This window comes from Rathayibacter sp. AY1A3 (genome assembly GCF_002930975.1).
Classification (GTDB): domain Bacteria; phylum Actinomycetota; class Actinomycetes; order Actinomycetales; family Microbacteriaceae; genus Rathayibacter.
On the sequence record NZ_PSTO01000010.1, the window covers coordinates 1 to 22,524 of the forward strand.

Genomic DNA, 22,524 nt, shown 5'->3' on the forward strand with positions numbered 1-22,524 from the left:
ACCCCCACCGAGGCGCCCCGCCTCCAGCCGGTCGCCGACGCCGCGCCCGCAGCGCCCCGCCTCCGCGCCGTCCCCCAGGGGACCGAGGCCCGCGGCTTCGCCCTCTACGTCGGCATCGACGAGGCCAAGGCCCGCGCCGCCGGAGTCGACCTCGGCCGCCTGGTCGAGGAGCTCAAGCGCGTCACGGCGCAGCTCGCCCCCGACGCCGAGACGTACGCCTCCGTCGCCCTCGCCCCGCAGGGCGCCGGCGGCCGCGACGTGGACGTGGTCCGCCTCGCGCTGCAGGACCCGGCCGCCGTCGCCAAGCGCCGCTCCGACGCCGAGCCCGATCCCGACCGTGCACCCGGCGGCGTCGTCATCGACATCTCCCGCAAGCGCGTCATCCTCGACGAGGAGACCACCCCCCTCACCTACAAGGAGTTCGAGCTCCTCCAGTACCTCGTGCTCCGCGAGGGCCGCACCATCGAGCGCGCCGAGCTCATCGCCTCGCTCTGGGGCGCCGCGGACGACGACGCACCGAACGAGCGCACCATCGACGTCCACGTCCGCCGCCTCCGCGCCAAGCTCGGCCGCTACGAGGAGATCGTGCGCACCGTCCGCGGAGTCGGCTACCGCTTCGACCGCCACGCCGACGTCGCCATCCGCTACGCGTCGACGCCGTCGCCGGATCTGTTCTGAACCGTGAGGAGAGCGCTTGCGCTCTCCTCACCGCGGTCGGCTTCACCGGTGGTCGCGATTCGGAGAGCGGGTCGCGACCGGCTAGCGGGAAACGCTGACACGCGTTTCCCGCGTTCGCCTCGAGGGCGGAACGTCCTCTCGACCTCGACGGATGTGCGCGACCGCTCCTCAGACGTGGAGGGCTGCTCGACGGCCCGCTGCGTGGTCGAAGCCGTGGCGGGGCGGGTCGCGCCTCGCGGGGCAGGACGACGGGGCCGGGCCGCGTCGGCGGGGGACGAGGGCAGGGGGTGCTCGTCGTGTCCGTCGACGGTCAGGGATGGGCTGCGGTTCGGTGCGGACGTCGGAGAGCAGCAGACGGGGCGTCCGGGGTCAGGAGAGAGTCGTCGGAGCGCGGGCGGGCGCGGCGACGGGCGGAGCGGGGCGGCTCAGGGAGGATTCAGGAAAGAGAGGGTTGCGTCGTTACCGGGTCGTTATATAGTTCAAGTGCGTCGACCGTTTGCTGTGGCGGGAAGCGCGAGAAGTGATTGCAGGACACTCTTGGTGCAAGGGAATGAAGGCCGGCCGCTCGCCTCAGCGGCCGGCCTTCTGTCGTTCCCCCGGCCCCCTTCCTCCGACTCCCCTCCTCCCAGCACCCCGGCGTAGGCTGTACGGCGTCTGGATGTCAGGGAACCGCTTCCTGAGTGCCGTGAAGGAGGACCAGTGGGGTCGAGAGAGGCCGTCGCCGCCTGGGAGTCGCTCTTCCGCGCCCAGGTCCAGGTGATGCGCACCCTGAGCACCGAGTTCCCCTCGCGGGAGATCTCGATGAACGAGTACGACGTGCTCTTCAACCTCACCCGGCAGCCCGGTCGGCGCGCACGGCTGCGCGACCTGAACCGGCACGTCCTCCTGACGCAGCCCAGCGTCAGCAGGCTGATCGACCGGCTCGCCGCCCGCGGCTGCGTCGAGAAGAGCGAGGATCCGGCGGACGCCCGCGGCACGATCATCGCGATCACCGACGAGGGCTACGCGCTCTTCCGCCGCGTCGCGCTCACCCACATGAGGACCATCTCGGAGCAGGTCGGCGGCGTCCTCGACGAGGACGAGCTGAAGCAGCTGACCGCGCTCTGCGACAAGCTCCGCGACGGCATCGCCTCCGCCTGATCCGTCCCCGCTAGCACGGGCCGCAGCGACCGGCCAGGTCTTCGCCGCGGCGCGGGACTCGCGGATCATGGTGGTCACCATGAGTGACACCTCCCCCACCCTCGTCTGGCTCCGCGACGACCTGCGCCTGGCCGACAACCCCGCTCTGCGCGCCGCGATCGACCGTGGCGGCCCCGTCGCGGTCTGCTACGTGCTCGACGAGGAATCGGCGGGCATCCGTCCGCTCGGGGGCGCCTCCCGCTGGTGGCTGCACGGCAGCCTCGCAGCCCTCGCCGCCGACCTGCGCGAGCACGGCGCCCCGCTGATCCTGCGCCGCGGGCCGGCCGAGGCCGTCGTCCTCCAGCTCGCCGAGGAGATCGGCGCCGGAGCCGTGCACTGGAACCGCCGCTACGGGAGGGCCGAGCGCACCGTCGACGCGGCGGTGAAGGAATCGCTCCGCAACGGCGGCCTCGAGGCCGAGAGCCACCAGGGCTCGCTGATGTTCGAGCCGTGGACCGTGCAGACCGGCGCCGGCGGCCCCTACTCCGTCTACACGCCCTTCGCCCGCGCCTGCCGCGCCAAGCCGACGCCGCGCGCGCCGCTCCCCCGCCCCCGCTCGCTCGACGGCGTCACGGGAGACATCACCTCCGACGCCCTCGACGACTGGGAGCTGCTGCCCACGCGTCCCGACTGGGCGGGAGGGCTGCGCGAGCGCTGGGTCCCCGGCGAGAAGGCGGCGGCCGACCGGCTGCGCGCGTTCCTCGCGGAGCAGCTCGACGACTACGCCGACGGCCGCGACCGGCCGGCGGAGGACGCCACCTCGAACCTCTCCCCGCACCTGAGGTGGGGCGAGATCAGCCCCTTCCAGGTGTGGCACGCCCTGGAGGAGGCGCACGCGAAGGGCCTGCACCGCGGCGACGGCAGCGACCGGTTCCTCTCCGAGGTGCTCTGGCGCGAGTTCTGCTACCACCTGCTGTTCCACTGGCCGGATCTGGCGACCGCGAACTTCGACACCCGGTTCGACTCCTTCCCGTGGGGACGCCCCGGCCAGGAGGCGATCGACGCCTGGCACCAGGGGCGCACCGGCTACCCCCTGGTGGACGCCGGCATGCGCGAGCTCTGGAGCACCGGCTACATGCACAACCGGGTCCGGATGGTGACCGCGTCGTTCCTGATCAAGAACCTGCTGGTCGACTGGCGGGTGGGCGAGGAGTGGTTCTGGGACACCCTGGTCGACGCGGACCCGGCGAGCAACGCCGCGAACTGGCAGTGGGTCGCGGGCTCGGGAGCCGATGCGTCGCCGTTCTTCCGGGTGTTCAACCCGGTCACGCAGTCGAGGAAGTTCGACCCGGCCGGCGAGTACATCCGCCACAACGTGCCGGAGCTCGGCGGAGTCGAGGGCGCCGCCGTGCACGAGCCGTGGACGCTCGAGGACACGCTGACCGGAGGCGCGGACGGCTACCCGGCGCCCCTCGTCGACCTCAAGGAGACGCGGGCGCACGCGCTGGACGCCTTCGCGCAGATCAAGAGCGCCCCGCGCGACATCTCGCCGCGGGGCGACGACTGAGCGTCGCCGGCTAGACGCGTCCCGCCGGTCCGGTGGAGCGGCCGGACCCGGCGAGCGGGTCCTCCTCCCCGCCCTGATCGCGCAGATCGCGGGCCGGGATGCCGACGAGCACCGCCCCGTCGGGCGCGTCCTTCACCACGACGGCGTTCGCGCCCACGCTGACGTCGGATCCGAGCACGAGCGGGCCCAGGACGACCGCGCCGGCGCCGACGACCACCCGGTCGCCGAGCGTGGGGTGCCGACGCTCGCGCCGGGCCGACCTCCCGCCCAGCGTGACGGAGTGGTAGAGCATGCAGTCGTCGCCGATCCGCGCGGTCTCGCCGATGACGACGCCCATGCCGTGGTCGATGAACAGACGCCGGCCGATGGTCGCACCGGGGTGGATCTCCACCCCGGTCGCCGCGCGCGCCGCCTGGCTGAGCAGCCGGGCGGGCAGGCGGAGGCCCCGCCGCCACCAGGCGTGCGCGACGCGGTGCACCCAGACCGCGTGCACTCCCGGGTAGGAGAGGACGACCTCCACCGCGCTCCGGGCGGCGGGGTCGCGCTCCCGGGCGGTGCGGACGTCCTCGCGGAGCAGGGCGAGGAGCCCGGGACGCTCCGGTCCGGACGGGACGCGGCGCTCCGGCCGACCGTCGCGTCCGGAGCGGGGCGTCCCGGCTCGTCTCGAGGGGCTCAGCTGCGGAGGTCCTCGTACAGGACGGTCGAGATGTACCGCTCGCCGAAGTCGCAGACGATGGCGACGATGGTCTTCCCCGCGTTCTCGGGGCGCTTCGCGACCTCGAGCGCGGCCCACATGATCGAGCCGGAGGAGATGCCGCCGAGGATCCCCTCCTGCGCGGCCATCTCGCGGGCCACCCGCACGGAGTCGTCGAGCGTCACGTCGATGATCTCGTCGTAGACCTCGCGGTCGAGGATCGCGGGGACGAAGTTGGCGCCGATGCCCTGGATCTTGTGCGGCCCGGCGGTGCCCTGGGTGAGGAGCGGGGAGTCGATCGGCTCCACTCCGATGATCTGCACACCGGGCTTGCGCTCCTTGAGCACCTGGCCGACTCCGGTGATGGTGCCGCCGGTGCCGATGCCGGCCACGAAGACGTCGACCGCCCCGTCGGTGTCCTCCCAGACCTCCTCCGCGGTGGTGCGGCGGTGCACCTCGGGGTTGGCGGCGTTCTCGAACTGGCGGGCGAGGATCGCGCCGGGGGTCTCGTCGACGATCGCGCGGGCGCGCTCGACCGCTCCGCGCATGCCCTCGCTGCCGGGGGTGAGCACGATCTCGGCTCCGTAGGCGCGGAGGAGGACCCGGCGCTCGACGGACATCGTCTCGGGCATCGTGAGGACGACCTTGTAGCCGCGGGCGGCGCCCACCATCGCGAGCGCGATGCCGGTGTTGCCGCTCGTGCCCTCGACGATCGTCCCGCCGGGGTGCAGCTCGCCGGAGGCCTCGGCCGCGTCGATGATGGCGACGCCGATGCGGTCCTTCACGCTGTTCGCAGGGTTGTAGAACTCGAGCTTGGCGAGGACCGTCGCCTGGTCGGCGCCCTCCAGCCGGTTGATGCGGACGAGAGGGGTCCTGCCGACGAGCTGGGTCACGTCGTCGAGGATGCGTGCCATGGTGTGCGCTTTCTGCCGGGGCCGGCCGCCCGGGGCCCCGGAGCGGTGGGTGGAACGGGTGCTGCAGCGCCCCTCGGAGCGGCGCTCCCCCCACGATACGGATGCATCGACCCGAGGTCAGCACTCCGGACGCGCCCGCTCCTGCGCATCACCCGCCAGCTCCTCATCTCCACCGGGAGGAGGACGCCCCGCGGGCGCACCCGTCACGTACCATGAACTCGGGGGATCGCGCGACTGCTCGCGAGGCTTCTCGCCACCCTCCCTCACATCTCCGCGGCCCCGCGCCGCGTCGAAAGGACGACCGCTCCATGGCACTTCCCACTGCATCCCGCCGCTCCGTCCGGCCGCTCGGGATGTCGCTGCGGGCGGTCATGGGGTTCATCGGGATGAGCGCCGTGGCGGGCGTCCTGATCACCGTCGGCGTCACGCCGGCTCTCGCGCTGACGGGCCTGGCGACGAGCAACACGATCGGCATGTTCCAGAACCTGCCGGGCTACCTCGACGTGGGCCAGCTGATGCAGCGCACCAACGTCTACGCGAGCGACGGGACGACCCTCCTCGCCTCCGTCTACGACCAGAACCGCGTGGAGGTCGGCTGGGACGACGTCGCGCAGTCCGCGAAGGACGCCGCCGTCGCCGGCGAGGACCCGCGCTTCTACGAGCACGGCGGCATCGACCTCCAGGGCACGCTCCGGGCCATCGCCGTCACGCTGACGGGCGACGACCTGCAGGGCGGGTCGTCGATCACGCAGCAGTACGTCAAGAACGTCCTGGTGCAGAAGGCGGAGTCGATCACCGACGAGGCCGCGCGCGACAAGGCCTACCAGGAGGCGACGGACCCGACCCCCGAGCGCAAGCTCAAGGAGATGCGCCTCGCGATCGGCCTCGAGAAGGAGGCGTCGAAGGACGACATCCTGCTCGGCTACCTCAACATCGCCCTCTTCGGGGGCACCGTCTACGGCATCGAGGCCGCGGCGAACTACTACTACGGCATCCCCGCGAGCCAGCTCTCGACCTCGCAGGCGGCCGCGCTGCTGGCGATCGTGAACAACCCGGCGAAGTTCCGCTTCGACAACCCGGGCGACGAGGCGAACGGCGCCGCCAACGGCTACGCCGCCACCAAGGAGCGCCGCGACTACATCCTGTCGGAGGAGCTCAAGCACGGCCGGATCGACCAGGCCGCGCACGACGCCGCCGTCGCCGAGCCGATCACCCCGAACATCACGGAGCCCTCGACCGGCTGCACCACCGCCGGCAACGCCGCGTACTTCTGCGACTACGTGCTGAACGTCCTCCGCAACGACTCCGTCTTCGGGGCGACCGACGACGAGCGCTATCAGCGCATCCGCCAGGGCGGCTTCGACGTCGTGACGACCCTCGACCTCGACATCCAGCAGGTCTCGCAGGCGGCGCTCAACGCCTACATCCCCTCCGTCGACCCGCGCTTCCAGGTCGGCGCGACGGCCGCCTCCGTCGAGGCGAAGACGGGCCGCGTGCTCTCCATGGTGCAGAACACGCAGTACAGCCAGGACGAGCAGTTCCTCGCCGCGAACCCCGGCTACAGCGCGATCAACCTCAACGTCGACCTCAGCATGGGCGGCGGCTCCGGCGTGCAGACCGGATCGACCTACAAGGTGTTCACGCTGGCGCAGTGGCTGAAGGCGGGGCACACCGTCAACGAGTCGTTCGCCTCCCCCACCTCCGGCTTCAGCTCCTACCCCCAGAAGTGCAACGTCGAGGGCGACGGCGGCTACTACGGCAAGTTCTCGCCTCGCAACGACGACCCGTCGGAGGACGCGAGCTCGATGAGCGCGCTCGGCGCGACCACGAACTCGATCAACACCGGCTTCATGGGAATGGCGCAGCAGCTCGACCTCTGCGACATCCGCACCACCGCCGAGTCGTTCGGGATGCACCGCGCCGACGGCCGCGAGCTCGCCAACGGGCCGGCCTCGGTCCTCGGGACGAACGAGATCGCGCCGCTGACGGTGGCCAACGCCTACGCGGGGATCGCGAACGACGGCACGACCTGCTCGGCGATCGTCATCGACCGGATCACCGACAGCGAGGGCAACGCCGTCGCCGCCCCGGCATCGGCGTGCACGCCCTCCGTGTCGCCCGAGGTCGCCCGAGGGATGCAGTACGCGATGCAGCGGGTGATGACCTCCGGAACGGCCTACGCCTCGAACCCCTTCGACGGGATCGAGCACATCGGCAAGACGGGCACCACCGACGAGGCCGCCGACGTATGGACGGCGGGCGCCAGCAAGGCCGCCTCCCTGGCGGTCTGGGTCGGCAGCATCAACGGCTTCGCCGACAACACCAAGCAGAACCTGCGCTTCATCAGCCTGACGGGCGAGAAGGGCACCATCCGCGCCTCCAACGCCCGGCACGCCATCTGGAAGCCGATCATGACGGCGCTCGACGAGAAGTACGGCGGCGACGACTTCACGGCACCGCCGGCCTCGATGCTCGCGTACTCGCCGCGATCGGCGGCGAACTCCGAGGTCCCCGACGTCACGGGCGAGACGGTCGAGAGCGCCACGGCGATCCTCACCGCCGCCGGTTTCGTCGTCGGGATGCACGAGTCGGTCGACTCCGCGACGATCCCGGAGGGCTCCGTCGTGTCGACGACGCCGAGCGCGGAGGAGACGGCGGTCGCCGGCGGGGTGATCCCCCTCCAGGTGAGCACGGGCAAGGCTCCGGCCAATCCGAACGACATCTCGGACCTGAACGGCGACCTGATCGAGTAGAGACGTCGCCCGTCCCGTGAAGGGGCCGATCCCTCCGGGGGTCGGCCCCCTCTGCTGTCGTGGCGCCGAGCCTGCGCGGGCGCCGTCGCGCCGACTCCGGGCGGACGGGCGTCCGGCGCGGCCGTGGCGCGCCTCGTCGGGGATGTCGCAGGCCTCGCCTAGGGTGCTGGTGCAGCGAGAGGATCCATCCTGAAGCGACCGAACGTCCCCGTCTTCCAGCCCCGTCGAACCGTCCACGGGGCTCTCGGCGCGCTGTTCGGATTCGTGATCGTCAGCGTCCTGGCGGGTCTGCTCGCCTCGCTCGTGGTCGCCCCCGCCGCCGCGCTCACCGGCGCGGCGACCTCCGGCACCATCTCGGCGTTCCAGTCCCTCCCGAGCTACCTCGAGGTCGGGCGCCTGATGCAGAAGAGCGACGTCTACGCGGGCGACCCGGACGATCCGACGCTGCTGGCCTCCTTCTACGACCAGAACCGGATCGAGGTGCCGGCCGACCGGATCGCCGACTCCGTGAAGGACGCGCTCGTCGCGAGCGAGGACCCGCGCTTCTACGACCACGGCGGGATCGACCTGCAGGGCACCCTCCGCGCCATCGCCAGCACCTACTTCCTCGACGGCGACACCCAGGGCGGCTCGTCGATCACGCAGCAGTACGTGAAGAACGTGCTGGTGCAGAAGGCCGAATCGATCCCGGACGAGGCGGACCGCGACCGCGCGTACGCGGAGGCGACGGCGACCACGGCCGAGCGCAAGCTCAAGGAGATGCGGCTCGCGATCGGGCTCGAGAAGGTGTCCTCGAAGGACGACATCCTCCTCGGCTACCTCAACATCGCGCTGTTCGGAGGCACCGTCTACGGCATCGAGGCCGCGGCGGAGTACTACTACGGCATCCCGGCGGCCGACCTCTCCCTCGCGAAGTCCGCCTCGCTCCTGGCGATCGTGAACAACCCCGAGAAGTTCCGCTTCGACCGACCGGACGACACGGCCAACGGCGAGGCGAACGGCTACGCGCAGACCCGGGAGCGGCGCGACTACATCCTCGACCGGATGCTCGAGACGGGGAGCATCGACCAGGCCGCGCACGACGCCGCGGCCGCCGAGGCGATCACCCCCGACATCACCCCACCGTCCACCGGCTGCCAGACGGCCGGCAGCGCGGCCTACTTCTGCGACTACGTGACCCACGTCCTCCGCGACGACCCGGCGCTCGGAGCGACCGACGACGAGCGCTACGCGGCGATCAAGCAGGGCGGCATCAAGGTCTACACGACGATCGATCTCGACCTGCAGAGGACCGCGCAGGAGCTGATGGACGAGCAGGTCCCCTCCTCCGATCCGCGCTTCGACGTCGGGGCGACGGCGGTCGCCGTCCAGAACGGCACCGGGCGCATCCTCACGATGGTGCAGAACAAGCGCTACAGCCAGGACCCGGACGTGATCGCGAGCGGGCCGGAGTTCTCGGCGATCAACCTCAACGTCGACGCGTCCGCGGGCGGCGGCAACGGCTTCCAGACCGGCTCCGCCTACAAGGTGTTCACGCTCGCCGAATGGCTCGACCGCGGGCACACCCTGCTCGAGCAGTTCGACTCGAAGCAGAAGAACTGGACCGGCTTCGCCGACAGCTGCGAGGGCACCTGGGACTACGACTCCTACAACCCCAAGAACGCCGGCGACGGCGGCTACACCGACACCCAGACGGCGCTGTACTCGACGATCTACTCGCTGAACACGGGCTTCACCGGGATGTCGCACCTGCTCGACCAGTGCGAGATCCGCAAGCAGGCCGAGGCCTTCGGAGTGCACCGCGCGGACGGGACCGCGCTCGTGCAGTCGCCGGGAGCGGTCCTCGGCACCAACGAGATCGCACCGCTCACCATGGCGACCGCCTACTCCGGCATCGCCGCGAACGGCACGACCTGCACCCCCGTCGCGATCACGGCGATCGTCGGAGCGGACGGCCGCGAGATAGAGCCGGTGGAGACGACCTGCAGCCGGGCGGTGTCGTCGAGGGTCGCCTCGGCGATGCAGTACACGATGCTCAAGGTGACCGCCGAGGGCACGGGCGTCGAGGACGATCCGAAGAACGGCATCCAGCACATCACCAAGACGGGCACCACCGACAACTCCGCCGACACCTGGGCCATCGGGGCCTCGACCGAGACCTCCCTCGCGGTCTGGGTCGGCAGCATCTCGGCACGCGCGGACGGCTCGAGGGTGAACCTCGACTCGATCGACTTCGACAGCGGCTGGGCGCCCTCGGCACGCCACCGGATCTGGAAGCCGTTGATGACGGCGATCGACTCCCGCTACGGCGGCTCCGACTTCCCGCAGGCCGACCAGTCGCTCATCGCGGCGCCGCAGGTCACCGTGCCGGACCTGTCGGGCCGGACCAGCGACTCCGCCGCACAGGCGCTGACCGCAGCAGGGCTCACTCCCGGAGCGACGTCGCAGGTCGACTCGACGCAGCCGATGAACACCGTGGCCGGCACCGGTCCGGCCGCGGGCACCCGCGTGGACAAGGGATCGGTGGTGGGCGTGCAGCTGAGCACGGGGAAGGCGCCGCCCGCTCCTGCTCCGGGCGGCTGACACCGCTGGACCGGGATGTCGCCGGTCGGCGAGGATCTGCGACGGGAACGGGTCAGGGGGAACGGGTCAGGGAAGCCGGCTCAGGGCCCGACGGCTCCGGCGGGGAGGAGCCCGAACTCGACGAGCTCGTCGTCGGTGAGCAGTCGGCTGCGGATCATGAAGCGCTTGCCCTCGGGTGCTTCGACGCTGAATCCGCTGCCCCGCCCGTCGACGAGGTCGACGGTGAGGTGGGTGTGCTTCCAGTACTCGAACTGGGAGCGGGACATCCAGAAGTCGATCGGGTCCAGGCCGTCGAGCCGGAGCGATTCGACGAGCACGTCCGAGGCGCCGGTGCGGAACATCCCGGCGGGGAAGCACATCGGGGAGCTGCCGTCGCAGCATCCGCCCGACTGGTGGAACATGAGCGGCCCGTGCAGCGCCGTCATCCGGCGGAGCATGCCGGCCGCCTCCGCAGTGACGTCGACCCTCGTGGAGGTCATGGGTGGTGCTCCTTCGCTCGTGGTGCGGAATGTCTGTGTGCGCCCGACCGCTGACGGCGGACGCTCCTCCGGGCGGCGTCTCGATACGCCGCTGCGCGGACTACTCGATCGACATGAGGGGGCGCCCCCTCGTCCGATGCCTCGCCCGAAGGGCCGAGCACCGTTCTCCCGCGCGTCGCGAGGTGCCTCGCCCGCAGGGCCGAGCACCGTCCTTCCGCGCGTCGTCAGGTGCCTCGCCCGAAGGGCCGAGCACCGTCCTTCCGCGCGCCGTCAGGTGCCTCGCCCGCAGGGCCGAGCACCGTCCTTCCGCGCGTCGCCAGGTGCCTCGCCCGCAGGGCCGAGCACCGAACGGCGGATCCGCGTGCCAGCGGATCCGTCTCGGTGCGGACGCTCCCCGCTCCTCCCCACCCGGCCACGTCGGCGAGCCGACCGCGGCACGGGCGACGAGGAACGAGGAGCCCGTGCACACCAGCACCGAACGGCGGATCCGCGTGCCAGCGGATCCGTCTCGGTGCGGACGCTCCCCGCTCCTCCCCACCCGGCCACGTCGGCGAGCCGACTGCGGCACGGGCGACGAGGAACGAGGAGCCCGTGCGAACCAGCTCAGAAGAAGCCCATCGGTCCTTCCGCGTAGGAGACGAGGAGGTTCTTCGTCTGCTGGTAGTGGTCGAGCATCACCTTGTGGTTCTCGCGTCCGATGCCCGACTGCTTGTAGCCGCCGAACGCCGCGTGCGCAGGGTACTGGTGGTAGGTGTTCGACCAGACGCGGCCGGCTTCGATGGCCCGGCCTGCGCGGTAGAGCTGGGCGCCGTTGCGGCTCCACACTCCGGCGCCGAGGCCGTAGAGGGTGTCGTTGGCGATGCCGATCGCGTCGTCGAAGTCGTCGAAGGAGGTGAGGGCGAGGACGGGTCCGAAGATCTCCTCCTGGAAGATGCGCATCGAGTTGCGGCCCTCGAACACGGTCGGGTTGACGTAGTACCCGCCGCTGAGCTCGCCGCCGAGGTCGGCGCGGTCGCCGCCGATGAGCAGCTTCGCTCCCTCCTGCTTGCCGATGTCCATGTAGGAGAGGATCTTCTCGAGCTGGTCGTTCGAGGCCTGGGCGCCGATCATCGTGGCGGTGTCGAGCGGGTTGCCCTGTTTGATCCGCTTGACCCGCTCGAGGCCGTCACCGACGAAGTCGTCGTAGATCGAGCGCTGCACGAGCGCCCGCGACGGGCAGGTGCAGACCTCGCCCTGGTTGAGGGCGAAGAACGAGAAGCCCTCGAGCGCCTTGTCGTAGAAGGAGTCGCGTTCCGCGGCGACGTCGGCGAAGAACACGTTGGGGCTCTTGCCGCCCAGCTCCAGCGTCACCGGGATGAGGTTCTCGCTGGCGTACTGCATGATCAGGCGGCCGGTGGTCGTCTCGCCGGTGAAGGCGATCTTGCGGATGCGCGGGTGGGAGGCGAGCGGTGCGCCCGCTTCGAACCCGAATCCGTTGACGACGTTGAGCACGCCGGCGGGGATGAGGTCGCCGATCAGGTCGAGCAGCACGTGGATGGACGCCGGCGTCTGCTCGGCCGGCTTCAGCACCACGCAGTTGCCCGCGGCGAGCGCCGGCGCGAGCTTCCACACGGCCATCAGGATCGGGAAGTTCCAGGGGATGATCTGCCCGACCACGCCCAGCGGCTCGTGGAAGTGGTACGCGATCGTGTCGTGGTCGATCTCGGAGACGCCTCCCTCCTGCGCGCGGATCGCTCCGGCGAAGTAGCGGAAGTGGTCGATGGCGAGGGGGATGTCGGCGGCGAGGGTCTCGCGCACGGGCTTGCCGTTCTCCCATGTCTCGGCGACGGCGAGCAGCTCGAGGTTCGCCTCCATGCGGTCGGCGATCTTCAGGAGCATGTTCGAGCGCTCGGCGGGGCTGGTCTTCCCCCAACTCGCGAACGCCTTCCAGCCCGCCTCGACGGCGCGGTCGACGTCGGCGGCGGTGCCGCGGGCGATCTCGCAGAAGGGCTTCCCGGTGATCGGGGTGATGTTCTCGAAGTACTGGCCGCTCGCGGGGGCGACGTACTCGCCTCCGATGTAGTGGTCGTAGCGCGAGCGGAAGGAGGCGACGGATCCCTCCGTGCCTGGATTCGCGTAGACCGTGGAACCCGGCTCCTGCGGTGCCTGCTCGGCGACCTGGTCGGCGTACAGCGTCATGTGGACCTCCATCGACGTCGTTGTCGTGGGCGCGGGGTGGGCGCCCGGTCCTGACGCTACGTCGCGGGGGGTTGCACGACGTTGCACGGGTCGACGCACCGGCGCGAGCGGCGAGGACGGAGACCGGACCGGCCGGGCGGAGACGCGGCCGCCCGAGGAGGAGGGCCCCGCGGCCCGGACCTCAGACGCTCGCGAGCAGGCGCTGGGCGATCCGGCTCATGTAGACGCCGTAGGTCACCGTGGCCGCTGCGGCCCCCGCGCCGACCCAGGACCACACCTGCGGCCAGGCGGAGCCGTCGACGAGGACCACGACGACTCCGATCGCTCCGACCAGCGTCGTCCAGGTGGCGAGCCAGAGGTCGAGGGTCCGGCCGAAGATCCTCGCCATCGGGTAGAAGTGCAGGCCCACGATCACGGCGATGGCCGGCACGAGGAACCGCTCGAGCCCGGTGCCGGTGAGGACGCCCACCGCGACACCGATCAGCACGCCCTCCGCGGCGAAGACCGCTCCGAACAGCAGCCCGTTCGGCTTCGCCACGTGGTCGGCGTCGGTGAGCTCCACCGCCATCCTCCGCCGGGCGACGAGGAGGCGGACGGCCTGCACGGCGAAGACCACGGCCGCGAGCGCGCAGACGGTCACGGCGGTCGTCGCCGCCGGTGCCGGCCAGCCGACCGTGGTGTCGCTCGCCCACCACATCGTGAAGACCGCCATCAGGAGCAGGCCCCCCGCGACTCCGCTCGCGAGGGCCCGGGGAGGTGGTGCGAGGGTGCTCATGCGCCGAGGCTAGCGAGACGGCTCCGCGGCTGGACGCTCCGGCGGGAGTCCCAGGAGCGACCGGGACGGCTCAGCGCTGCTCCGCCTCGATCGTCTCGAGGTGCGCGGCGACACCGGCACGCCGCGGCGAGCGGGGCGGGAGGACGCGCAGGAGCTCCCGCCACACCTCCGCGTCGTCGCGGCCGTCGGGGCCCTCCGCCCAGGCGAGGAGGGTCGCGGGCGCCGCATCGGCGAGGACGCTCGCCCGCACCCGCAGGCGCAGCTCGCCGGCGATCGCCCGGATCCCCGGCGCCTCGGACGAGGGCAGCGGCGCGCCCCGGTACGCGTCCAGGGCGAGGCGGTGGGAGCCGCGGTCGAGCAGACCGAGCACCTGGCGGGCGTCGAGGTCGACCGGGCTCGCCAGGCGGTAGGGGCGCGAGAGGGGCACCAGGCGCGGGAGGGTCGGCTCGAGCGCGCGGCGCAGCCGCACCATCTCGGCGCGGACGGTGACCACCGCGTCGTCCCGGCCGTGGAGCAGGAGGGCGAGCTGCTCGGCCGAGAGCCCGGCCCGATACCAGGCGAGCAGGGTCAGGATCTCGGCGTGCCGGCTGCTGAGTTCGAGCGTCGCTCCGGCGGCCGTCACCAGGCCCGTCTCGCGCCCGAGGACCCGCAGACTCGGCGCCCGGGCCGCCGCCGTACTCCGTGCAGCGGGCCGCCGCGGGCGGAGGAGCCGCTGCACCATCAGCTCGCTCTCGACGGCGGCGGCGGTCGCCTCCATCAGCGGGAGGGTCTGCGGGGCGACGACGTCGGCGCCACCGGTGATGTCGATCACTCCGAGGATCTCGTGCGTCTCGGGGTCGTGCACGGGGACGGCGGTGCAGCTCCACGGGTGCACGAGCGAGGCGAAGTGCTCGGCGCCGTGGATCTGCACGCCGTGATCGAGCACGAGGGCCGTCCCCGGCGCGGACGTCCCGACGTCGGGCTCGGCCCACGCGGCGCCCTCGACGAACGACATCCCCTCGGCGAGGCTCTTGAGGTGCTGGTCCCCGTCGATCCAGAGCAGCCGCCCGAGCGCGTCGCCCACCGCGACGAGCACGCCGCTGTCCTCGTCGGCGTCACGCACCAGCAGGCGGCGGATCACCGGGAGGACCGAGGCGAGCGGATGCCCGGTGCGGTACTCGCGGAGGTCGTCGCCCGAGAACGAGAGCGGTGCCGTCAGCCGGTCCGGATCGAGGCGCCGCCGCCGTGCGCGCTCCCACGACTCCTCGACCAGCGCGCGCCGCCGACCGCTGCCAGGGCGGGCCAGCCACGGGTTGGTCATGCGCTCCGCCTCGTCGTCGGGTCGGTGGGAGTCGACGCTACTCCGCGGAGCGCGGCGGCGCCTCTGTCGCACCTGTCCGCACCGAGGCGCACCGGTCCGCAGCGGGTGCGGTCACCGATCGATGGTCGCCGTGTTCGCCTCGTCGTGCCGATCCCCCGCGGCCGGCTCGAGCCTCTCGAGGCGCTCGATCAGCTCGGGACCGAGCTCGACAGCGTCGGCCGCGGTGTTCTCCTCCACCCGCGCGACGCGGCGGGTCCCCGGGATCGGGGCGATGTCGTCTCCGCGGGTCAGGATCCACGCGAGCGCGGTCTGCGCCGGAGTCGCTCCGATCTCCGCACCGATGGCGCGGACCTCGTCGGCGAGCGCGAGGTTGCGGCGGAAGTTGTCGCCGATGAAGCGGGGATTCGACTTCCGCCAGTCCCCCTCGGGGATGTCGTCGACCGAGCGCAGCTGACCGGTGAGCAGCCCGTGACCGAGAGGCGAATAGGGCACGAATCCGATCCCGAGCTCGCGGAGGAGCGGCAGGATCTCCGCCTCGACGTCGCGCGTCCAGAGCGAGTACTCGGTCTGGAGCGCCGACACCGGCTGGACGGCGTGGGCGCGCCGGATCGTCGCAGGCGAGGCCTCGGAGAGCCCGAAGTGGAGGACCTTGCCTTCGGAGATCAGCTCGGCGACAGCTCCGGCGGTCTCCTCGATCGGCGTCCCGCGGTCGACCCGGTGCTGGTAGTAGAGGTCGATGCGGTCGGTGCCGAGCCGGCGGAGGGAGCCCTCGACAGCGGCCCGGATGTTGCGCGCACTGCTGTCGACGACGCCCGGTCCTCCCCCGGAGTGCGAGACGAGGCCGAACTTGGTCGCGATCCGCACCTCGTCGCGGCGGCCGCGGACGGCCCGGCCGACGAGCTCCTCGCTGTGGAAGGGACCGTAGATCTCCGCGGTGTCGAGATGCGTCACTCCGCGATCGAGCGCCCGGTGGATCGTCCGGATCGACTCGTCGTCGTCGAGAGCTCCCCCGGTCGTGTAAGTGCCGGCCATGGTCATGGCGCCGAGGCCGATCCTCGAGACGGTCAGGCCTCCGAGACGTGCGTTCTTCATGCCCTGCTCCTTCTGTCGTATCGGGACGCCCCAGTCTCGGCTCGTCGCTCGAAGGAGCGGGAGGCCCTGCCGACGGGGTCACCGGCAGTACCCCGCTCCGAGCAGCCGCAGGCCTTAGCGTCGAGACATGGACAGCCACGACGACCTCAGGGAGTTCCTGACGACCAGGCGCGCCCGCCTGACGCCTGAGCAGGCCGGGCTGCCCGACTTCGGCGGTCGTCGACGAGTCCCGGGACTGCGCCGGGAGGAGGTCGCCCTGCTCGCGGGGATGAGCCCGGAGTACTACCGCAGACTCGAGCGCGGTACCGCGGCCGGCGTCTCCGAGGCCGTCCTGGAGGGGATCAGCCGGGCGCTGCGCCTGGACGAGGCGGAGCACGCCCATCTGCTCGACCTGGTCCGCGGCGCCGCGCCAGGGCGCCCGACCCGCGGAAGCCGCCCCGCGCCGCGCGCGCGGACCCTCCGTCCCGACGTCCAGCGGATGATCGACGCGATGTCGACGGTGCCGGTCTACGTGCAGAACGGGCGACTCGACTGCATCGGGACCAACCGTCTGGGGCGAGCGCTCTTCTCGGAGATGCTCGTCGGCCGGGCGGGCCCTGCGAATGCGGCTCGGTTCACCTTCCTCGACCCGCGTGCCCGGACCTTCTACCGCGACTGGGAGAACGGTGCGGGGCAGATGGTCGCCGTCCTGCGCAGGGAGGCGGGGCGGAGCCCCTTCGACCGGGTCCTCGGCGACCTGGTCGACGAGCTCTCGACGGGCAGCGATCTCTTCCGCCGCCTGTGGTCCTCCCACGACGTCCGCGAGCACAGCACCGGCGCGAAGAGCATCCGCCACCCGCTCGTCGGCGATCTCGACCTCCACTTCGAGGCCATGGACCTCGCCTCGGAGCCGGGACTCCAGCTGCTGGTCTTCACTGCCGCTGCCGGCTCCCGCTCCCAGGACGGCCTGACTCTGCTGGCGAGCTGGGCTGCGGACTCGACGGCCGCGGACCTCTCCACCGCGTGACGGCCGCCTCCGGATCGTCGCGGATCCTCACTCGGCCCGTCTCGACCGCCGGCCGCGCCCCCGCACCGCCAGCAGCAGCACCGCCGCCACCAGCACCGCGATGCCCAGGACGGCTCCCGCGGTGAGCCGCTCCCCCAGCACCGCCACTCCGAGGAGAGTCGCGGTCGCCGGCTCCAGGAGGGTGAGCGTCGAGACGGTCGCCGCGGGAAGCACTCGCAGGCCGCGCGCGAAGAAGGTGTAGGCCACGGCGACCGTCACCACTCCGAGCCAGAGCACGGCCGGGATCGAGCTGGAGAGCCGCGACGGATCGCCCAGCAGCAGGAACGGGAGCGCCAGCAGCGCCGCGGCCCCGAACTGGGCTCCCATGGCGGCGACGGGGCTGAGCCCGCGCTCGAGCAGCAGCTTGCCGCAGACGGCGTAGAGCGCGTAGGAGGCGCCGGCGCCGGCCGACGCGGCGAGGCCGGGGAGCGTCACGCCGCCGGATCCGCCGCCGCCGAGGAGCACCACGCCGACCGCGGCGAGCGCGGTCGAGGCGAACCAGCGCGGGCTCGGCGTCGTCCGCAGGACGAGCCACTCCAGCAGGCCGGTGAAGGCGGGAGCGGAGCCGAGGGCGACGATCGTGCCGACCGCGACTCCGTTCTGCGCGGTGCCGGTGAAGAAGGCGGGCTGGTACGCGGCGACGCCGACCGCTCCGAGCACGACGAGCAGCACGACGGCGCGGGTCGGGCGGGAGCGGCTCCGCCGGCGCAGAGCCTCCACGCCGAGGAGAGCGGCCAGCAGGGCGCCGCCGAGGACGATGCGCGCCGCCCCGAGGAGGAGCGGATCCACGCCCGCCGCTCCGAGGGCCTGGGCGGTCCCCGTCGTGCCGAAGCAGACGGCGGCGAGGAGGACGGCGCCGATCGCCGAGGTCCGGGCCCCGCTCATCCCGCCCCGCTCCCCCGGCCGCCTGACGACCGGCTCCCAGTGTCCCAGGGATGGGCGCGTGCTCTTCCGCCTCTCGCACCGGGGGCCCAGGATGGAGGGACCGGACTAGCGGAGGAGCACGACGTGGGCATCGCGGAACCGTTCGACCTCGAGGACCACCACCGCAGCGCGCACGGCGCCCTGCGCGAGCACTTCTCAGTGCGCGAGTTCGAGGAGGTGCCGCTGGACCGCGAGGCCATCGTCGCCACCGCGTACCTGCGGGCGATCGAGCACGCCACCGTGGCCCGGGTGCTCCCCCTCGCGCGCGCCCACCCCGACGAGCAGGTCCGCGCGTTCGCGTCCGTCTGGGCCGCCGAGCGGCACCGGATCGCCGACGCCTTGGGCGACGTGCTCGCGGCCTCGCCGCAGATCCGCGGCATCGACGTCCGCCCGCCGGAGCCGACTGTGAGGTCGCGCCCGCTCCTCGACCGCGCCGCGGCCTCCCTCGCCGGCCCCGTCGCGCTGGCCCTCGCGGTGGACGCCCGGGTCGCGGTGCACGGCTACCGCCGGCTCGCCCGGCTCTCGCTGCACCCCGAGATGGAGCGCCTCGCCGAGACGGTCACGGGCATCCTCGAGCGGCAGGCCGACTTCTTCACGGTGCACGCGGCGGGACGCCTCGGACGCCCGCTGCCGCGCAGGGTGCAGGCGGCCGGCCTGCTCGCCGTGCTGCGCCTCCCGATCGGCGAGGCCGACCTGCCGGAGGCTCTCGCGCGCGAGGGCCGGGAGCTCGTCTTCGGCCGGGACGACGGCGGACTCGACGGGATCGACGCGGGCGTCGTCGCGGCGTTCGCGCTGCCCTGCACGGCGGCCCGGCGGCTCGTGCACCCGTACCGGCCGGTGTCGATCCGTGCCGCGCACCGCCTCGGACGGCTCGCCGCCGACACCCGCGCCGCCGTCACGACCCTGCTGGAGCAGGTGCGCGAGTAGCGGCGGCGCTCAGCCCAGCAGCTCGCGCACGTCCTCGGCGGTGATCCCGCCGGTGGCCGCCGCGCCGTCGTCCGACATGACCGCGGCGAAGAGCGCGGCCTTCGCCTCCTTGAGGGCCATCACCTTCTCCTCGATCGTGTCCTTCGCGACCAGGCGGTAGACCATGACCGAGCGGGTCTGGCCGATGCGGTGCGCACGGTCGACCGCCTGCGACTCGGTGGCGGGGTTCCACCACGGGTCGAGCAGGATGCAGTAGTCGGCCTCGGTGAGGTTGAGCCCGAAGCCGCCGGCCTTGAGCGAGATCAGGAACACGCCCGCCGCGCCCGAGCGGAACCGCTCGATGACCTCGTCGCGCTTCTTCGTCGCTCCGTCGAGGTAGGCGTACTCGATGCCCGCCGCGTCCAGCCGGCCGCGGACCCGGCCGAGGAACCGCGTGAACTGGCTGAACACCAGCACGCGGTGCCCCTCGCCGAGGGCGTCGCCCAGCAGCTCGTCGAGCAGGTCGAGCTTGGTCGAGGGCACGCTCTCGTGCGCCTCGTCGACCAGTGCCGCGTCGAGCGCGACCTGGCGCAGCACGGTCAGCGCGCGGAAGATCGCGAAGCGGTTCTTCTCGAAGTCGCCGATCAGGCCCAGCACGCGCTGCCGCTCCCGCGCCAGGTACGTGTCGTAGACCTTCCGCTGCTTCGGGCCGAGCTCGACCTCGAGGGTCTGCTCCTGCTTGGGCGGCAGCTCCTTGGCGACGAGCTCCTTGGTGCGCCGCAGCATCAGCGGGCGGATGCGCCGCCGCAGCTGCGAGAGCTTCTCGCTGTCGGCCTCGCGCTCGATCGGCTTCTGGTAGAACTCGACGAACCCGGCGGGCGAGGGGAACAGGCCCGGAGCGACGATCGACAGCAGCGACCAGAGCTCCATCACGTTGTTCTCCATCGGCGTTCCCGTGATGGCGAGCTTGAAGGGCACGTCGAGCCGGCGCGCGAGCTGGTGCGTCGCCGACTGGCGGTTCTTGACGAACTGCGCCTCGTCGAGGAGGAGCCCCGACCACTGGATGCCCGAGTACGACTCGTAGTCGAGCCGGAACAGGGCGTAGGAGGTGACGACCAGCTCGGCCTCGCCGATGACGCTGGAGAGCGCCTTCCGCTTCTTCTTCGACGTCTCGTCGATCCCGACGACGCGGAGGTCCGGGGCGAAGCGCTTGGCCTCGCCGACCCAGTTGGGCACCACGCTGGTGGGAGCGACGACGAGGAACGGGCGCGGCGAGGTGCCCGCCTCCGCGGCCGCGGCGCGCTGCTCCTGCATCACCCGGGTGACCAGGGCGAGGGACTGCACGGTCTTGCCCAGGCCCATGTCGTCGGCGAGCACGCCGCCGAGCTGGTTGTCGTAGAGGAACGAGAGCCAGTCGTAGCCGAGCTGCTGGTAGGGCCGCAGCTCCACGGCGAAGCCCTCGGGCAGGACCCGCGACTCCAGCGCACCGGTCGCGGTGAAGCCGGAGAGCCCCTCCACGGAGCGGCGCCACGCGGCGGCCTGGGCCTCCACGACGCCCAGCTCGACCAGCTCGTCCCAGAGGGAGGACTGGAACCGGCTGATCCGCAGGGTCTCGCCGGGGTCGTCCGAGAGCTCGCGGGCCTCGGCGATCAGCTCGCGGAGGCGGCCGAACCGCTCGTCGTCGAGGGCGAAGTAGACGCCGCTGGGCAGCACCATGTACTCGTCGCCGCGGGCGAGCGCGAGGAAGATCTCGGCCAGCGGGACCGCCTCGTCGTTGACGGTGACGGAGATCTCGAGGTTGAACCAGTCGCGGCTGTCGGGCTGGGCGACGGTCTGCACGGCGACCACGGGCGCGGTCTGCGCCTCGCGGTACTCGACGCGCTCGCCGATCTCCTCGATCTCGACGGTGCCCAGCTCGCGGAGCCGCTCGACCTCGCCGGTGAGGAAGCCGACGGTCTGCATGCCGCGCAGGTCGAAGGTGGGGCGCAGGCGCCTGCTCGACGGGGACACCAGGGCGGGCGTCGACTCCGGGTCGAGACCCGCTCCGACGAGGGAGTCGAGGATCCGCTGCTCGGCCTCGGGGTCGCGGTAGCCCGCGTCCTCGCCGACCCGCAGCGGGAGCCGCTCGGCGTCCACGCCGCCGCGCGCCCCCTCCACTCCGTAGCGCCACCACCACGAGCCGCGCAGGCCCGCGCCGTCGGTGTGCTCGAGGGTGAGGCCGAGGCGCGGCTCGGGCACCGCCGGCGCCTCGAAGGAGCCGTCGCGGGAGACGATGTCGAACAGCCGGTGCAGCCGCTGGTAGTGCTCGGTGAGGAACGCCGACTCCTCGGCCACCGGGATGCGGATGGCCTCGCGGCTCCAGAGGAACGTGCGCGCGGAGGACAGCAGCGGCGCGGCGAACGGGATGAGCGTGACCGGGCGGGCGCGCATCTCGTCGCCGCCCTCCCAGGTGTAGAGGCCGACGGCCGGGTCGCCGATGAAGCCGAACTCCTCGGGCGCCGGGTGGTCGCCGATCGCGACGAGCGAGCGCAGCTCGAGGCCGGCGGCGATGCGCGTGACGTCGATGGAGGCGGTGGCCGTCGTGTCGAGGATCTTCAGCGGCGTCTGGTCGCGGTCGCCCATCACCAGGCCGATGCCCGCGCGGACGGCGCCGTGCAGTGCCGCCCAGATCGCCTCGCTCCGGCACTGGTCGAGGTAGAGCCAGGTGTCGGGCGAGTAGTAGCTGGAGGCGCTGTGCCCGGAGAGCAGGCCCTGCATCTCGCGGATCACGTCGATCTGGCGCTCGTCGTAGTCGTGGCTGTAGTGCAGGTAGCCGAGGTCGCGCCAGCTGGTGCCGGTGCGGACCCAGCGGTCGCGGTCGCCCATCCGCACCGGGCGCACGCCCAGGCGCGGGCGCGGCTCGGGCGGCGGCCGGTAGGAGTTGTAGCGGCCGGGCGGGCGCCGCACGGGCTCGCCGGGCAGCAGCTCGAACTGCAGGCCGAGCGGGATGCCGGTGTGCGAGCGCTCCGCGCCGGCGAGGAGCGGGGCGAGCGCGCTGCGCCACTCCGGGACGGCGTCGACAGCGGCCTCGCCCGGGAAGGGACCGGCCACTCCGCCCTCGCGCTCGCGGCGCAGGGCCTCGATCAGGACGGCCGCGACGTGCTTGCACTCGTGCTTGACCGGGCAGCTGCAGGCGCCGCCGAGGAGGGTCCAGTGCTCGCCCTCGTCGCGGAGCTGCACGCTCACGGCGTACGGCGAGCGCCCGGATCCGCGGACCTGGCCGAAGAGGCGGGTGCGGCCGCCGAACCACTGCAGCTCGCGCACGCGGCCCTCGTCCGCGTACGCGGTGCCCTTCTCGACGGCGGCGGTTCCGACGAGGGCGCGGATGTCCTGCTCGGAGAAGGGCTCGTGGCCGGCGGTCACCGGCCCGGGTGCGGCCGACGGCAGCACCTCACCGGGGGGACTCTGGCGGGCCATGGACCTCACGCTCTCCGCGCTCGAACGAGCGCATCCGTCTATTCAACCCGATTCCGGAGGC

At 72.3% G+C, this 22,524-nt stretch carries 16 protein-coding genes; 7 read left to right on the forward strand and 9 right to left on the reverse strand.

Going from position 1 to position 22,524, the window contains the following annotated elements:
• The 3 genes from C5C10_RS06560 to C5C10_RS06570 form a co-directional block, all read left to right on the forward strand.
• The coding region (locus tag C5C10_RS06560) for a winged helix-turn-helix domain-containing protein (RefSeq protein WP_104328850.1) at positions 1 to 678 on the forward strand (678 nt) is incomplete at its 5' end.
• 759 nt (positions 679 to 1,437) lie between these two features.
• Positions 1,438 to 1,818, forward strand: a complete 381-nt coding sequence (locus tag C5C10_RS06565) for a MarR family winged helix-turn-helix transcriptional regulator (RefSeq protein WP_104226067.1) — start codon at positions 1,438 to 1,440, stop codon at positions 1,816 to 1,818.
• Positions 1,819 to 1,897: 79 nt separating this feature from the next.
• Positions 1,898 to 3,364 (forward strand): deoxyribodipyrimidine photo-lyase, encoded by a 1,467-nt coding sequence (locus C5C10_RS06570; protein WP_104328904.1) that lies wholly within the window; start codon positions 1,898 to 1,900, stop codon positions 3,362 to 3,364.
• A gap of 10 nt (positions 3,365 to 3,374) precedes the next feature.
• Here C5C10_RS06570 and epsC read toward each other — a convergent pair whose 3' ends face one another.
• A complete protein-coding gene (epsC, locus tag C5C10_RS06575; RefSeq protein ID WP_104224204.1) occupies positions 3,375 to 3,941 on the reverse strand; it encodes a serine O-acetyltransferase EpsC in 567 nt (188 codons plus the stop codon).
• Positions 3,942 to 4,036: 95 nt separating this feature from the next.
• The gene (cysK, locus tag C5C10_RS06580; RefSeq protein ID WP_104328851.1) at positions 4,037 to 4,972 is read right to left on the reverse strand and encodes a cysteine synthase A; all 936 of its coding nucleotides are present in this window, start codon (positions 4,970 to 4,972) and stop codon (positions 4,037 to 4,039) included.
• Positions 4,973 to 5,280: 308 nt separating this feature from the next.
• Between cysK and C5C10_RS06585 the strand changes: the two genes are divergently transcribed.
• A complete protein-coding gene (locus C5C10_RS06585) occupies positions 5,281 to 7,725 on the forward strand; it encodes a penicillin-binding protein (protein WP_159939720.1) in 2,445 nt (814 codons plus the stop codon).
• Positions 7,726 to 7,989: 264 nt separating this feature from the next.
• Positions 7,990 to 10,308 carry a transglycosylase domain-containing protein gene (locus C5C10_RS06590; RefSeq protein WP_104328852.1) on the forward strand — a complete coding sequence of 773 codons (2,319 nt, stop codon included), beginning with the start codon at positions 7,990 to 7,992 and terminating at the stop codon, positions 10,306 to 10,308.
• A gap of 80 nt (positions 10,309 to 10,388) precedes the next feature.
• Here the strand turns inward: C5C10_RS06590 and C5C10_RS06595 are convergent, their stop codons facing one another.
• From C5C10_RS06595 to C5C10_RS06615, 5 genes are all read right to left on the reverse strand, one after another.
• Entirely contained in the window at positions 10,389 to 10,787 is a 399-nt protein-coding gene (locus C5C10_RS06595) for a DUF779 domain-containing protein (RefSeq protein ID WP_104247017.1), read from the reverse strand.
• Between the two features lie 603 nt (positions 10,788 to 11,390).
• Positions 11,391 to 12,965, reverse strand: coding sequence for an aldehyde dehydrogenase family protein (locus tag C5C10_RS06600; RefSeq protein WP_104233506.1), 1,575 nt, complete (start codon positions 12,963 to 12,965; stop codon positions 11,391 to 11,393).
• 181 nt (positions 12,966 to 13,146) lie between these two features.
• Complete coding sequence (locus C5C10_RS06605; RefSeq protein ID WP_104328853.1) at positions 13,147 to 13,740, reverse strand: hypothetical protein; 594 nt, start codon at positions 13,738 to 13,740, stop codon at positions 13,147 to 13,149.
• Positions 13,741 to 13,810: 70 nt separating this feature from the next.
• Positions 13,811 to 15,040 (reverse strand): GAF domain-containing protein, encoded by a 1,230-nt coding sequence (locus C5C10_RS06610; protein ID WP_104328854.1) that lies wholly within the window; start codon positions 15,038 to 15,040, stop codon positions 13,811 to 13,813.
• A 111-nt stretch (positions 15,041 to 15,151) separates the two neighbouring features.
• Positions 15,152 to 16,132 carry an aldo/keto reductase gene (locus C5C10_RS06615; RefSeq protein WP_104328855.1) on the reverse strand — a complete coding sequence of 327 codons (981 nt, stop codon included), beginning with the start codon at positions 16,130 to 16,132 and terminating at the stop codon, positions 15,152 to 15,154.
• Positions 16,133 to 16,259: 127 nt separating this feature from the next.
• Here C5C10_RS06615 and C5C10_RS06620 point away from each other — a divergent pair, with 127 nt between their 5' ends.
• Positions 16,260 to 17,138 (forward strand): helix-turn-helix transcriptional regulator, encoded by an 879-nt coding sequence (locus C5C10_RS06620; protein ID WP_104328856.1) that lies wholly within the window; start codon positions 16,260 to 16,262, stop codon positions 17,136 to 17,138.
• Positions 17,139 to 17,165: 27 nt separating this feature from the next.
• Here the strand turns inward: C5C10_RS06620 and C5C10_RS06625 are convergent, their stop codons facing one another.
• Positions 17,166 to 18,062 (reverse strand): DMT family transporter, encoded by an 897-nt coding sequence (locus tag C5C10_RS06625; RefSeq protein WP_104328857.1) that lies wholly within the window; start codon positions 18,060 to 18,062, stop codon positions 17,166 to 17,168.
• A gap of 123 nt (positions 18,063 to 18,185) precedes the next feature.
• On the opposite strand from C5C10_RS06625, the gene C5C10_RS06630 reads away from it, so the two are divergent.
• Positions 18,186 to 19,028 carry a hypothetical protein gene (locus C5C10_RS06630; protein ID WP_104249760.1) on the forward strand — a complete coding sequence of 281 codons (843 nt, stop codon included), beginning with the start codon at positions 18,186 to 18,188 and terminating at the stop codon, positions 19,026 to 19,028.
• A 9-nt stretch (positions 19,029 to 19,037) separates the two neighbouring features.
• Here the strand turns inward: C5C10_RS06630 and C5C10_RS06635 are convergent, their stop codons facing one another.
• The gene (locus C5C10_RS06635) at positions 19,038 to 22,463 is read right to left on the reverse strand and encodes a DEAD/DEAH box helicase (RefSeq protein ID WP_104328858.1); all 3,426 of its coding nucleotides are present in this window, start codon (positions 22,461 to 22,463) and stop codon (positions 19,038 to 19,040) included.
• Positions 22,464 to 22,524 lie beyond the last annotated feature (61 nt).

Excerpts from the sequence above, each read along its gene's own strand:
- C5C10_RS06565 (WP_104226067.1), top strand. The coding sequence starts at position 1,438 with ATGCGCACCCTGAGCACCGAGTTCCCCTCGCGGGAGATCTCGATGAAC.
- C5C10_RS06570 (WP_104328904.1), top strand. The coding sequence starts at position 1,898 with ATGAGTGACACCTCCCCCACCCTCGTCTGGCTCCGCGACGACCTGCGC.
- cysK (WP_104328851.1), bottom strand. The coding sequence starts at position 4,972 with ATGGCACGCATCCTCGACGACGTGACCCAGCTCGTCGGCAGGACCCCT.
- C5C10_RS06585 (WP_159939720.1), top strand. The coding sequence starts at position 5,281 with ATGGCACTTCCCACTGCATCCCGCCGCTCCGTCCGGCCGCTCGGGATG.
- C5C10_RS06595 (WP_104247017.1), bottom strand. The coding sequence starts at position 10,787 with ATGACCTCCACGAGGGTCGACGTCACTGCGGAGGCGGCCGGCATGCTC.
- C5C10_RS06600 (WP_104233506.1), bottom strand. The coding sequence starts at position 12,965 with ATGACGCTGTACGCCGACCAGGTCGCCGAGCAGGCACCGCAGGAGCCG.
- C5C10_RS06605 (WP_104328853.1), bottom strand. The coding sequence starts at position 13,740 with ATGAGCACCCTCGCACCACCTCCCCGGGCCCTCGCGAGCGGAGTCGCG.
- C5C10_RS06610 (WP_104328854.1), bottom strand. The coding sequence starts at position 15,040 with ATGACCAACCCGTGGCTGGCCCGCCCTGGCAGCGGTCGGCGGCGCGCG.
- C5C10_RS06615 (WP_104328855.1), bottom strand. The coding sequence starts at position 16,132 with ATGAAGAACGCACGTCTCGGAGGCCTGACCGTCTCGAGGATCGGCCTC.
- C5C10_RS06620 (WP_104328856.1), top strand. The coding sequence starts at position 16,260 with ATGGACAGCCACGACGACCTCAGGGAGTTCCTGACGACCAGGCGCGCC.
- C5C10_RS06625 (WP_104328857.1), bottom strand. The coding sequence starts at position 18,062 with ATGAGCGGGGCCCGGACCTCGGCGATCGGCGCCGTCCTCCTCGCCGCC.
- C5C10_RS06635 (WP_104328858.1), bottom strand. The coding sequence starts at position 22,463 with ATGGCCCGCCAGAGTCCCCCCGGTGAGGTGCTGCCGTCGGCCGCACCC.